The sequence below is a fragment of the Novosphingobium kunmingense genome (assembly GCF_002813245.1).
In the GTDB taxonomy this organism is placed as follows: Bacteria; Pseudomonadota; Alphaproteobacteria; order Sphingomonadales; family Sphingomonadaceae; genus Novosphingobium; species Novosphingobium kunmingense.
The window spans coordinates 1221709-1233880 of sequence record NZ_PHUF01000002.1 but is presented as its reverse complement, the minus strand read 5'-3'; the positions used below and the strand labels follow the sequence as shown (position 1 = coordinate 1233880).

General features: G+C 68.1%; 9 protein-coding genes and 1 pseudogene. 6 read left to right on the top strand and 4 right to left on the bottom strand.

The window, feature by feature from the left end; all coding sequences use genetic code 11:
- The 4 genes and pseudogenes from B0I00_RS06105 to B0I00_RS06090 form a co-directional block, all read left to right on the top strand.
- A pseudogene (locus B0I00_RS06105) lies at positions 1-120 on the top strand (succinate--CoA ligase subunit alpha); the annotation flags it as partial.
- A gap of 94 nt (positions 121-214) precedes the next feature.
- Positions 215-997, top strand: a complete 783-nt coding sequence (locus B0I00_RS06100; RefSeq protein WP_100866524.1) for an SDR family NAD(P)-dependent oxidoreductase — start codon at positions 215-217, stop codon at positions 995-997.
- A 21-nt stretch (positions 998-1018) separates the two neighbouring features.
- Positions 1019-2278: an acetyl-CoA C-acetyltransferase gene (locus tag B0I00_RS06095; RefSeq protein ID WP_100866393.1), complete on the top strand. Its 1260-nt coding sequence runs from the start codon at positions 1019-1021 to the stop codon at positions 2276-2278.
- A 26-nt stretch (positions 2279-2304) separates the two neighbouring features.
- Positions 2305-4353: a 3-hydroxyacyl-CoA dehydrogenase NAD-binding domain-containing protein gene (locus B0I00_RS06090; RefSeq protein ID WP_100866392.1), complete on the top strand. Its 2049-nt coding sequence runs from the start codon at positions 2305-2307 to the stop codon at positions 4351-4353.
- 35 nt (positions 4354-4388) lie between these two features.
- Here the strand turns inward: B0I00_RS06090 and B0I00_RS06085 are convergent, their stop codons facing one another.
- The 3 genes from B0I00_RS06085 to B0I00_RS06075 form a co-directional block, all read right to left on the bottom strand.
- Positions 4389-6137 carry a DEAD/DEAH box helicase gene (locus B0I00_RS06085; protein ID WP_100866391.1) on the bottom strand — a complete coding sequence of 583 codons (1749 nt, stop codon included), beginning with the start codon at positions 6135-6137 and terminating at the stop codon, positions 4389-4391.
- Positions 6138-6205: 68 nt separating this feature from the next.
- A complete protein-coding gene (locus B0I00_RS06080; protein WP_100866390.1) occupies positions 6206-6697 on the bottom strand; it encodes a GreA/GreB family elongation factor in 492 nt (163 codons plus the stop codon).
- Entirely contained in the window at positions 6694-8574 is a 1881-nt protein-coding gene (locus B0I00_RS06075) for an ABC-F family ATP-binding cassette domain-containing protein (RefSeq protein ID WP_100866389.1), read from the bottom strand. Before B0I00_RS06075 ends, B0I00_RS06080 begins: the two co-directional genes overlap by 4 nt.
- 70 nt (positions 8575-8644) lie before the next feature.
- Here B0I00_RS06075 and trhO point away from each other — a divergent pair, with 70 nt between their 5' ends.
- The gene (gene trhO / locus B0I00_RS06070; RefSeq protein WP_100866388.1) at positions 8645-9613 is read left to right on the top strand and encodes an oxygen-dependent tRNA uridine(34) hydroxylase TrhO; all 969 of its coding nucleotides are present in this window, start codon (positions 8645-8647) and stop codon (positions 9611-9613) included.
- 65 nt (positions 9614-9678) lie between these two features.
- Positions 9679-10257, top strand: a complete 579-nt coding sequence (locus tag B0I00_RS06065) for a PAS domain-containing protein (RefSeq protein WP_100866387.1) — start codon at positions 9679-9681, stop codon at positions 10255-10257.
- 16 nt (positions 10258-10273) lie between these two features.
- On the opposite strand, the gene ispH is transcribed toward B0I00_RS06065, so the two are convergent.
- Positions 10274-12148 (bottom strand): 4-hydroxy-3-methylbut-2-enyl diphosphate reductase, encoded by a 1875-nt coding sequence (gene ispH, locus B0I00_RS17155; RefSeq protein WP_198519146.1) that lies wholly within the window; start codon positions 12146-12148, stop codon positions 10274-10276.
- Between the last annotated feature and the right edge of the window lie 24 nt (positions 12149-12172).

Genomic DNA, 12172 nt, shown 5'->3' with positions numbered 1-12172 from the left:
GTGTCGGGCGGCCAGGGCGATGCCGAAAGCAAGATCGCGGCGATGGAACAAGCGGGCATCCGCGTCTCCTCCTCGCCCAGCCTGCTCGGCGAAACCCTCGCCGAAGCGCTCAAGGGCTGATCGGCCGGGATGGCCGGAATTCGCGCATCGGCACTGTCGCGCCTTGCCGAACACGGGCTGGGGCGGCTGCGAAGCCATTGAGAAGGAGTTCCAGATGAAGATCGACAATTCGACCGCTGCCGTCGTCACCGGTGGGGCATCTGGCCTGGGCCGGGCGACCGCCGAGGCGCTCGCTAAGGCGGGCGTCAAGGTGGCCATCTTCGACCTCAACGAAGAAGCCGGCGAAGAGGTCGCGAGCGCGATCGGCGGCCTTTTCTGCAAGGTCGACATCATGGACGAAGCTTCGGTCGTCGCCGGGTTCACCAAGGCCCGGGCCGCCCACGGGCAGGAGCGCATCTGCGTCCACTGCGCGATGGCCAACCGCAAGGGCAAGACAGTCGGCCGCAACAAGGAAACCGGCGAACTGCAACGCTTCTCGACCGAGGATTACGAGTTCGCCATTCGCGGCATCCTCGTCGCCACCTACCGGGTCGCTTCGCTTTCGGCGCTTGGCATGGCGAGTCTCGAGCCGCTCGACGACGGGGAACGTGGCACCATCGTGCTGACCGCCTCGGTCGCGGCGCAGGACGCACAGATCGGCCAGGTCGCTTATGGTTCGGCCAAGGCCGGAGTCAACGGACTGACCCTGCCGATGGCACGCGACCTGATGGACCTCGGCATCCGGGTCAATGCGATCATGCCCGGGATCTTTGGCACGCCCCTGCTTGGCAAGCTTCCCGAAAAGGTGTTCGACAACCTGAATGCCTCGGTTCCGTTCCCCAAGCGCCTCGGCAAGCCCGAGGAGTTCGCCAGCCTGGCGATGGAACTCGTCCGCAACAGCTACTTCAATGGCCAGGCAATCCGGCTTGATGGCGCGATCCGCATGGCTCCGCGCTGATACTTGAAAGGACACCCAATCATGGCCGAAGCTTTTATCGTCGATGCGGTACGTACCCCCCGCGGGATCGGCAAACCGGGCAAGGGCGCACTGGCGCACCTCCATCCCCAGGACCTGGGCGCGACCGTGCTGCGCGCGATCCGCGACCGCAACGCCCTCGACACTTCGCGGGTCGACGACATCGTCTGGTCGTGCAGCCAGCAGCGCGGCAAGCAGGGCGGCGACCTCGGCCGGCTGTCCGCCTTGTGGGCTGGCTTCGATGTCAAGGCCAGCGGGACCACGATTGACCGGTTCTGCGGCGGCGGGATCAGCAGCGTGGCCTTTGCCGCCGGGCAGATCATGGCCGGATTCGAGGATGTGCTGATCGCCGGCGGGACCGAGATGATGAGCTATCACTTCGAACTCGAAGCGCTCGAAAGCCAGACCGATCTGGGCAAGCTCGGCCGGGCGCGCGGAAACGAGGACCTCTACCGCGAGCACCCGATCTCCGCGGTGGGCGTCGCGGCCGACGCGATTGCCGCGATGGAGGGAATCAGCCGCGCCGACCTCGAGGCGCTGGGCGTCGACAGCCAGCGCAAGGCCAAGCAGGCAATCGACGAGGGGCGCTTCGCTGGCAGCATCGTGGCGGTGCGCAACCGCGACGGCACCCTTGCGCTGGATCATGACGAGTATCCTCGGCCCGAAACCACGGCCGAGACGCTAGCCGCGCTGAAACCGGCCTTCGTCGCGATGGAACAGGTCCCCGCCGCATCCGACGGCACCACAATGCGCCAGATGATCGAGCGCAAGTATCCTGACCTGGAATGGCAGCCGACCCACCATGTCGGCACCAGCTCTGGCGTGGTCGATGGTTCGGCGGCGCTGCTGCTGGCCTCCGAGCAGGGCCTCAAGGACAATGGCTGGACCCCCCGAGCGCGCATCGTCACCGCAGTCAACGCGGGTGACTGTCCGACGCTGATCCTCAACGCTCCGGTCCCCGCCGCAAAGAAGGCGCTCGAGCGGGCCGGGCTTGGCGTAGAGGACATCGACGTCTGGGAAATCAACGAGGCCTTTGCAGTCGTCACCGAAAAGGCGATCCGCGACCTCGGGATCGACCGCGCCAAGGTCAACATCAACGGCGGCGCGATCGCGCTGGGCCATCCGATCGGCGCGACCGGCTCGATCCTCATCGGCATGGCGCTCGACGAGCTCGAACGTTCGGGCGGGCGCTATGCGCTGGTGACGATGTGCGCCTTTGGTGGCATGGCTCCGGCGATCATCATCGAACGCATCGACGCCTGACGCGCGCTACGAGAGGAACCGCAACCATGAGCCAGGTCGGCACCACCGAAGTCATCGACGGCATCGGCATCCTAACCATCGACTATCCGCCGGTGAACGCGCTGTCGGCCCATACCCGCAAGGCGCTGGACGAGGGTTTCCGCCAGTTCGCTGCCGATGACAGCGTCAAGGCGATCGTCCTGATCTGCGCCGGCCGGACCTTCATCGCCGGCGCCGACATTTCGGAATTCGGCAAGCCTTCGAGCGGACCGAACCTGCAGGAGGTGTTCGACATCATCGAAGGCGGCAGCAAGCCGGTGGTCGCCGCGATCCACGGAACGGCGCTGGGCGGCGGTTATGAACTGGCGTTGATCTGCCACTACCGGATCGCGGTTCCCTCGGCCAAGGTCGGCCTGCCCGAAGTCGCGCTGGGCCTTCTTCCCGGAGCCGGCGGCACCCAGCGCCTTCCGCGAATCGTTGGGATCCCCGCGGCGCTCGACCTGATCACCGGCGGCGCGCCGGTAGGGGCGAGGAAGGCGCTGGAACTGGGGATGATCGATGCCCTCGCCGATGAGGGCAAGTTGCGTGAGGACGCGATCGCCTTTGCCCGCAAGCTGGTGGCCGAAGGCGGCCCCTTGTTGCGGGTGCGCGATCGCCAGGACAAGGTCGAACCCTATCGCGGGCAGAGCGAGCTCTATGCCGACTATCTGAAGAAGAACGCCCGCGCGTTTCGTGGCTTCAAGGCGCCGTTCAACATCGTCAAGGCGATCGAGGCGGCGGCCGAACTGCCGTTCGACCAGGGCATGGCGCGCGAACGCGAACTGTTCGGCGAACTGATGACCAGCACCGAAAGCGCGGCGCAGCGGTATTACTTCTTCGCAGAGCGGGAGGGCGCGAAGGTTCCGGATCTGGCCAGGGACACTGCGGCACTGCCGGTCAAAGCCGTCGGCGTGATCGGCGCGGGCACCATGGGCGGCGGGATAGCGATGAACTTCCTCAACGCTGGCATCCCCGTCACCCTCGTCGAGATGAACCAGGCCGCGCTTGACCGCGGTCTCGGAGTCATTCGCAAGAACTACGAGAACAGCGCCGCCAAGGGCCGGATGACTACCGAGCAGGTCGAACAGCGCATGGCCCTGATCACCCCGGCGCTCGAGCTTGACGCGCTGAAGGACGCCGATCTGGTGATCGAGGCGGTGTTCGAGGAAATGGGCATCAAGAAGGATGTGTTTGCCCGGCTGGACGCCGTTGCCAAGCCCGGCGCGATCCTGGCCTCGAACACCTCGTTTCTCGATCTGGACGATATCGCCAGCGCCACCGCGCGACCCGAAAGCGTCGTCGGCCTGCATTTCTTTTCGCCCGCGAACGTCATGCGGCTGCTCGAAATCGTGCGCGGGGCCAGGACTTCGGACGCGGTGCTGGCAACTGGGCTCAGGATCGCGAAGACCATTGCCAAGGTGCCTGTCGTCAGCCGAGTCGGCCCCGGCTTCATCGCCAACCGGGTGATGAGTCCGCGCAGCCGCGCGGCGACCGAACTGGTGCTTGAGGGCCCGAGCCCGCAGGATATCGACAAGGCGCTCTACGATTATGGCTTTGCCATGGGCCCCTTCGCGATGAGCGACCTTGTCGGTCTCGACGTGATCGGTCGCGGGTCGAACGAGCGGACCCTGCAGGGCGACCTCGTCAAGCTAGGCCGCCTCGGGCAGAAGCAGAACGGAGGGTTCTACGACTACGACGACAAGCGACAATCATCGCCCAGTCCTGTCGCTGCGCAGGTGATCGCGGATTTTGCCAAGTTCAAGGGTGTCGAGAACAAAGGGCCGCAAAGCGCCGAACAGATCGTCGCGCGCCTGCTCTTCCCGGTGGTCAACGAGGGCGCCAGGGTTCTGGAGGAAGGCATCGCCATCCGCGCCAGCGATATCGATGTGGCCTGTATCCTCGGCTACAACTGGCCAGTCTATACCGGCGGTCCCATGTTCTGGGCCGACACTGTCGGACTGCCGAAGATCGTCGAGGGGCTCAAGGCAATGGGCATCGAGCCGGCACGGCTGCTGGCCGAAAAGGCTGCGGCGGGCGGCACCTTTACACGCGGCTGACCGCGCGTCGCGACCAGGCTCGCGACCCTGCCGCGCTACCCCTTCGGTGCGCGGCCCTTGAACGGCCCCTTCTTGCGAAACGGCTTGCCATCGCCGGGTGCAGTCCGGTCGGCGCCCTGCGCCTTGCCCCGGTGCGGGCGCGGCGCCGGACGCGGGCCACCAGCGTTGTCGCGGCGCGCGGCGCGGGCGGCTTCACGCGGGGCGCCGTCGCTCGGCGTGATCTCGACCCCGTCGTCTTCCTCCGCCGTGCGCCGCACCGCATCGAGGAAGCGTGCGGCCACCGGCCCGGCCACCTCGAACAGCGTTTCGTTGGCCGCAAGCCGGATCGCGCCGATATCGGCCCGGCTGACGTGGCCGCGGCGGCACAGCAGCGGGAGGATCCAGCGCGGATCGGCGTTCTGCCGCCGTCCGACATTGAGCCGGAACCAGGTGCTGCCCTCGAAGCCGGGGCGGGGGCCCTTGGGCGGCGGCGCGTCGCTGGCCAGCAGATCCTCGGGCACCGGCAACCGCGCGCGGTGCGCCTGGACCAGGGCCGCGGCGATATCCTCGGCGGATTTCAGCGTCATCAGCTTGGCGGCCAGGTGGCGGTCCTCGTCGGTAAGGTCGACCGGCGCGAGCAGGGCTTCCATCAGCCGTTCGGCATCAGCGGCGCGGATATCGGCGGCGGACGGCACATCGGTCCATTCGGCGGCGATGTTGGCGCCGCGCAGCATGCCCTCGACCCGGCGGCGGCGCGGATAGGGCACCAGCAGGATTGCCGTACCCTTCTTGCCGGCGCGGCCGGTGCGGCCCGAGCGGTGCTGGAGCGTTTCGGCATCGCGCGGGATCTCGACATGGATCACCAGCGACAGGCTGGGCAGGTCGATGCCGCGCGCGGCGACGTCGGTTGCGACGCAGACCCGCGCGCGCCGGTCGCGCAGCGCCTGGAGCGCGTGGTTGCGCTCGTTCTGGCTGTGTTCGCCCGACAGTGCCACGGCAGCAAAGCCGCGCTCGGTCAGGCTGGCGTGAAGATGACGCACGTTGTCGCGGGTGGCGCAGAACAGCATGGCCGTCTCCGCCTCGTGATAGCGCAGCAGGTTGACCACGGCGTTTTCGATATCGGCGGGCGCGATGGCCATGGCCTGGTAGGCGATGTCGCCGTGGCCGCGGCTCTCCGCGACGGTCGAGATGCGCAGCGCGTCCTGCTGGTAGCGCCGGGCCAGCGCCACGATCGGCTTTGGCATGGTGGCCGAGAACAGCAGGGTGCGGCGCCCGTCGGGGGTGGCGTCGAGCAGTTCCTCGAGGTCCTCGCGAAAGCCCATGTCGAGCATCTCGTCCGCTTCGTCGAGCACGGCCACCCGCAGATCGCGCAGGTCGAGCGCGCCGCGTTCGAGATGATCGCGCAGGCGTCCCGGGGTGCCGACCACGATCTGCGCGCCGTGATTGAGCGCGCGGCGTTCCTTCGATGGATCCATCCCGCCGACGCAGGTCGCCACGCGCGCGCCGGTCGGTCCGTAGAGCCAGATCAGTTCGCGGCTGACCTGCAGGGCCAGTTCGCGCGTGGGGGCGACGATCAGCGCGGCAGGCGCCGTGCCACCTTGCGCGCGGCCATCGGCGTCAAGCACCTGCTGCGCCATGGCGAGGCCGAAGGCGACGGTCTTGCCCGAGCCGGTCTGGGCCGAAACGATCAGGTCGCGGCCTGCGGCCTCGTCCTCCAGCACGGCAGACTGGACGGGGGTGGGCGCGGCATAGCCACGCGCGGCAAGCGCTTCAGCAAGAAGCGCGAAAGGGGTCTGGAAGGTCATGGTCTCTTATCTTGATCGGGGCGGCGGAGCGCCCGCTGCGGACCTGCGTCCGCGGTTCTGCGGCCCCGCTAGGCTTTTTGGCTGTCCGGCACAACGCTTATCGCCACAATCGTTATTGCGCCCTCGCGTCCGTTGAAGTCGATGACCTCGTCCACTTCGGCGCCGATCAGCGCCCGGGCCAGCGGCGCAGCAAAGCCGATCAGCCCTTCTGCCGGGTCTGCCTCGTCGTGACCGACGATGGCAAGGCTGCGCTCCTGCGCGTTGAGGGTGAAGGTCACGCGGGTGCCGATCTGCACCGTTTCGCCATCAGGAAACGGGGCAAGTTCGGCGGTGATCTGCCGCGTCTGCCAATAGCGCAGGTCGCGGCGCGCCGCCTTCACCGCGCTGTCATCGGCCGGACGGTCGGCGAAGGAGGCAAGCACGGCTTCCAATGCAGCGATGCGGTTTGCGATCAGCGCCAATCCGCGCGGCGTGACCAGATTGGGGCCAGGCGGGATCGGCAGTTCGAAACTGGGTTCGAGATGCTCATCGTCCGATTCGCGGCGAAAAGCGACGCTCATGCCGCGACGATCGCTTCGAGCGCCTCGCTCGCTTCAAGCCAGGCAGCCTCGGCGTCATCGATCTTCGCCTCGATCTCGGCGCGGCGCTTCATCAGGTCGGTCATGGTCAGCCTGGCAAGGGCCGGCTCGGCCCCCTTGGGATCGAACATCGCGTGGTCGATCGCGCTGCGCAGTTTCTGCAGGCGCTCCAGCTCGGCCTCCGCCGTCTTGGCCGCCTTGCGCAGCGCCTGACCCTTCTCGCGGGCATCGGCTGCAGCCTTGCGCTGGTCCTTCTTGTTGACGCTGCGGGTGCCGTCGTCGCGGCGCGCGGCCTGGGGCTCCTTCGCCAGGACGAAGGCGATATAATCGTCGATCGTGCCGTCGAATTCCTTCGCCGTGCCGCTGTCGACAAGGACCAGCCGGTCGGCGGTCATTTCGAGCATGTGGCGGTCGTGACTGACGATCACCACCGCGCCGGCATAGCCGTTCAACGCCTGGATCAGCGCTTCGCGCGCATCGACGTCGAGGTGGTTGGTCGGCTCGTCGAGGATCAGCAGGTGCGGCGCTTCGCGCGTGATCAATGCAAGGGCGAGCCGCGCCCGCTCGCCGCCCGACAGCTTGCCGACCTCGGTCGTCGCCTTGGGCCCGGAAAAGCCGAATCGGCCCAGTTGCCCCCGCACCGCGGCGGGGGTCGCGCCCTTCATCAGCACGGTCATGTGCTGGAGCGGCGTTTCGCCGCGGTCCAGTTCCTCGACCTGGTACTGGGTGAAATAGCCGACGCGCATCTTCGCGCTGGCATTCATCGCCCCCGCCATCGGCGACAGTTGCGCGGCGAGCAGGCGGGCCAGTGTGGTCTTGCCGTTGCCGTTGCGACCGAGCAGCGCGATCCGGTCGTCGGGATCGAGCCGCAGGTTGAGGCGGCTCAGCACCGGCTCCTCGCCATAGCCGACCGAGGCCAGATCAAGCGTGATCAACGGCGGGCGCAGTTCGTCGGGACTGGGGAAATCGAAGCTGAGCGAGGGATCGTCGATCAGTTCGGCGATCGGTTGCAGCTTGGCCAGCGCCTTGGCGCGCGACTGGGCCTGCTTGGCGGTCGAGGCACGCGCCGAATTGCGCGCGACGTAATCCTGCAGGCGTTCGCGCTCGGCCTGCTGCTTGGCCCGGGCCGAGGCGATCTGGGCCTGCCGCTCGGCGCGCTGGCGTTCGAACTGGTCGTAGCCGCCGGGGTAAAGCGTCAGCTTGCCCTGGGCGAGGTGCAGGATGTGGTCGACGACGTTGTTGAGGAAATCGCGCTCGTGGCTGACCAGCACGATCGTGGCCGGGTAGGAGCGGAGGAAATCCTCGAGCCACAGCACGGCCTCGAGGTCGAGGTGGTTGGACGGTTCGTCGAGCAGGAGCAGGTCGGGCTGCGAGAACAGCAGCGAGGCGAGCGCCACGCGCATCCGCCAGCCGCCCGAAAAGCTGTCGAGCGGACGATGCTGCGCGGCCTCGTCGAAGCCGAGGCCGTTGAGGATCCGCGCCGCCCGCGAAGGGGCGGAATGCGCGTCGATCGCGATAAGCCGCTCGTGGATCTCTGCGAGGCGGTGGGCATCCCCGCAGGTCTCGCTCTCGGCCATCAGCGCGGCGCGCTCGCTGTCGGCGGCCAGCACCGTCTCGAACGGGGTGGCCTCGCCCGCCGGCGCTTCCTGCGCGATATAGCCGAGGCGGGCGCCGCGCGGCATGGCGACCTCGCCGTTGTCCGGTTCGAGCATGCCGGCGATCACGCGCACCAGCGTCGACTTGCCGGCGCCGTTGCGGCCGATCAGCCCGATCCGGCCGCGCGGCGGCAGGCTCGCGCTCGCCTCGTCGATGATCGTGCGTCCGCCAAGGCGCACCGTGATGCCGGAAAGGGTAAGCATGGGGCATGGCGCCTAGCAGCAGGCGCGCGGGGCTGACAAGCGCGGCGGGCAGGGCTAAGGCGCGGCCTCCATGCCGCTCTCTCCGCCTTCCGCCGTGCCGTTGACCGTGGCCGCGCTCTACAAGTTCGCGCGTTTCGCCGATCCTGTGGCCCTGCGCGCGCCCTTGCTGGCGGTCTGCGCGGCGAACGCGGTCAAGGGCACGCTGCTGCTGGCGGGCGAGGGGATCAACGGGACGATCGCCGGTCCGGCGCCGGGTATCGCGAAAGTGCTAGACCACATACGCGCACTACCAGGCTGCGCCGACCTCGACGTGAAATGCGCCGGGGCCGCCATCATGCCGTTTCACAGGCTGAAGGTGCGCATCAAGCGCGAGATCGTGACCCTGGGGGTCGAGGGAATCGATCCGGCGGCAAGCGTTGGCACCTATGTCGATCCGCGCGACTGGAACGCGCTGATCGCCGATCCCGATACCGTGGTGATCGACACGCGCAACGATTACGAGGTGACCGCAGGGACCTTTGCCGGCGCGGTCGATCCTCAGACCGTCAGTTTTCGGGACTTTCCCGACTGGTTCCGGCGCGAGGGCCACGCCCTGGTGGCACAGGGCAAGCGCGTCGCGATGTTCTGCACCGGCGGGATCCGCTGCGAGAAGTCGACCGCCTTCCTGAAGCAGGAGGGCGTGGACGAGGTCTATCACCTCAAGGGCGGGATCCTTCGCTATCTCGAGGAGGTCCCGGCCGAAGGCAGCCTGTGGCGGGGCGAATGCTTCGTCTTCGACGAGCGGGTCAGCGTGGGCCACGGCCTTTCCCCGGGGAGCCATGCGCTGTGCCGCGCCTGCCGCCGCCCGGTCGATCCCGCCGGCCAGGCCTCTCCGCTCTACGAGGAGGGGGTCAGCTGTCCCGCCTGCCATGACGAGCGCAGCGACGAACAGCGCGCCGGTTACCGCGAACGGCACCGCCAGGAACGGCTCGCCGCCGCGCGCGGCATGGCGCATGTCGGCGCGCGCCAGTCGCAGGGCCCGGCAACCGATCAGGGGTGAGCTAGGATTTCGCCGCTGCGTCTGCGATATGGACTGACAAGGCTAGGCTGGGATAGGATTGGACCATGTCACCCGAAGACCTGATCGCGAACAGCAACGTTGCTGCCGTGGTCAGCGATCCACGCTTGCCCGACAACCCGATCGTCGCCTGCAACGCCGCCTTCATTGCGCTCACCGGCTATGACCGCGCCGAGATCCTCGGCCGCAACTGCCGCTTCCTGCGCGGCGCCGGCACCGAGCCCGAACAGACCGAGATACTGCGCCGGGCCATAGCCGACCGCCGGCCGGCGATGGTGGAGCTGACCAATTACCGCAAGGACGGCACCCGCTTCCGCAACGCGGTGATGATCGCCCCGCTGTTCGGCGAGGATGGCGAACCGCTCTATTTCATCGGTTCGCAAATGGCGATCGACGAGGCCGGTGCCAACCGCAAGGATCAGGCCTGCGCACGCATTGCCGCGTTGACCCGGCGCCAGCAGCAGATTCTCGAAGCCTTGGCCAAGGGACGGCTCAACAAGCAGATCGCCTGGGAACTGGGCCTGACCGAACGGACCATCAAGATGCACCGCGCCGCGACTCTCAAGGCGCTGGGCGTGCGCACCGTGGCCGAGGCGATCCGCGTGGCGATCGAGGCAGGGCACTAGGGCTCCCTGCAGCGGATCAGTGCATCCGGTTGACGGCAAATCGCGCCAGGTCGCGCAAGGGACTGGCTTTGGGCCCGAAGTTGTCGAGCGCCTCGTGGCACATGCTTTCGAGCCGGCTCGCGTGCCGCGCCGCGCCATCGAGGCCGAGCATCTCCGCCGCGTTCTTGCGGCCGGCCCCGGCATCCTTGCCCACAGCCTTGCCGACCACGGCGGCATCGCCGATCGAATCGAGCATGTCGTCGCGGATCTGGAACACCAGGCCGAGGTTTTCGGCAAATGTCAGCAGCCGTGCGCGCTCATCCGTCGAACAGTGGCCGAGCATGGCCCCGGCCTCGACCGCAAAGCGGATCAGCGCGCCGGTCTTGCGCTGCTCGCAGTCGAACAGGTCCTGGCGGCTGGGTCGGGCCGGGGGGAAGAGGTCCATCATCTGTCCGCCGGCCAGTCCGTCCTGCCCGACCGCACGGGCCAGCGACAGGACCAGCCCGGCGCGGACCGCGGCGTCGGGGTGGGTTGCCTCGTCGGCAAGGATCTCGAAGGCCAGTGCGATCAGGGCGTCGCCGGCCAGCACCGCAGTCGCTTCGTCGAACTTGCGGTGGAGGGTCGGCACGCCGCGCCGCAGATCGTCGTCGTCCATGCAGGGCAGGTCGTCGTGGACCAGCGACTGCGCGTGGATGCATTCGATCGCTGCGCCGACCCGCAGCGCCTGGGCATAGGAGCCGCCGACAAGATCGGCCACCGCCGCAACCAGCAGGGCGCGAAACCGCTTTCCCCCGCCGATCGCAGCATAGCGCATCGCTTCGGCGAGGCGCCGGTCGCGGCCGCGCGCGGTGCCGATCGCACGGTCGATTTCAGCGTCGATATCGGCGCGCAGCCGGGTCAGCCGGTCGTCGAGCGAGCCTGACAGGGCGGATTCGCGCAGCGCTTCGAACGACACCGGGCGGAAGCTTACCCGTTCGCTTTCGCCCGGTGCTTCCTCGATCGAGAAGCCCAGCGCGCGCAGGGCCTCGCAGACCCCGGCGATGGCAGTTTCGGGGGTGGATGCGGCGGCTGTCAGGCCGATGCTGCGCGCCCCTGCGGCCTCTGCAGGCAAGGCGTCGGCTCCTGCGATCAGGCGCGCTTCGCGGCAGCCGGCGGTGCGGGCCACCTCGACCAGGCGACGGGCGTTGGACGACATCTCGTCGCCGACCACAAGCACCAGGTCGCAAAGTGGCGCGATCGCCTCGATTGCCTGCTGGCGGTTGGTGGTGGCATAGCAGATGTCACTCGAGCGGGGGCCGGCGACGTCATGGAAGCGGGCCTTGATCGCGGCGATCAGCCCATCGGCCTCGCGCGCGGCAAAGGTGGTTTGCACGGCATAGGCGATCGAGGTGTTCGGCGCGAGGTCGAGCGCGTCGAGATCGCGCGGCGAGGCAAGGACCGAGATTGCTCCGGCGGGCACCTGGCCGAGCGTGCCGACCACCTCGGGGTGGCCGGCATGGCCGATCAGCAGAATATGGCGGCCGGCGCGGTACCAAGTCTCGACTTCGGCATGGACCTTGGCGACCAGCGGGCAGATGGCATCGATGACGCGCAAATGCCGGCCTTGCGCGGCAAGCTTGACCGAACGCGCGCTGCCGTGCGCCGACAGCACCGTCACGGCGCCTTCGGGAATCTCGGCCACGTCCTGGACGAATACTGCGCCCCTTCGCTCGAGGGCCTCGACCACCAGTCGGTTGTGGACGATGGCGCGGCGCACATAGACCGGCGCCCCGGCGCGCTGCAGCGCCTGTTCGACCGCTTCGATCGCGCGCTCCACCCCGGCGCAAAACCCGCGCGGGTTGGCCAGCAGCACGCGGCGGGAGGCGTTAAGCGGCTTGTCGCCTTCGGCCTGACTGTTAGAGCGTGCTGCCATGTCGATCCTTCAAGTCTCCACAGT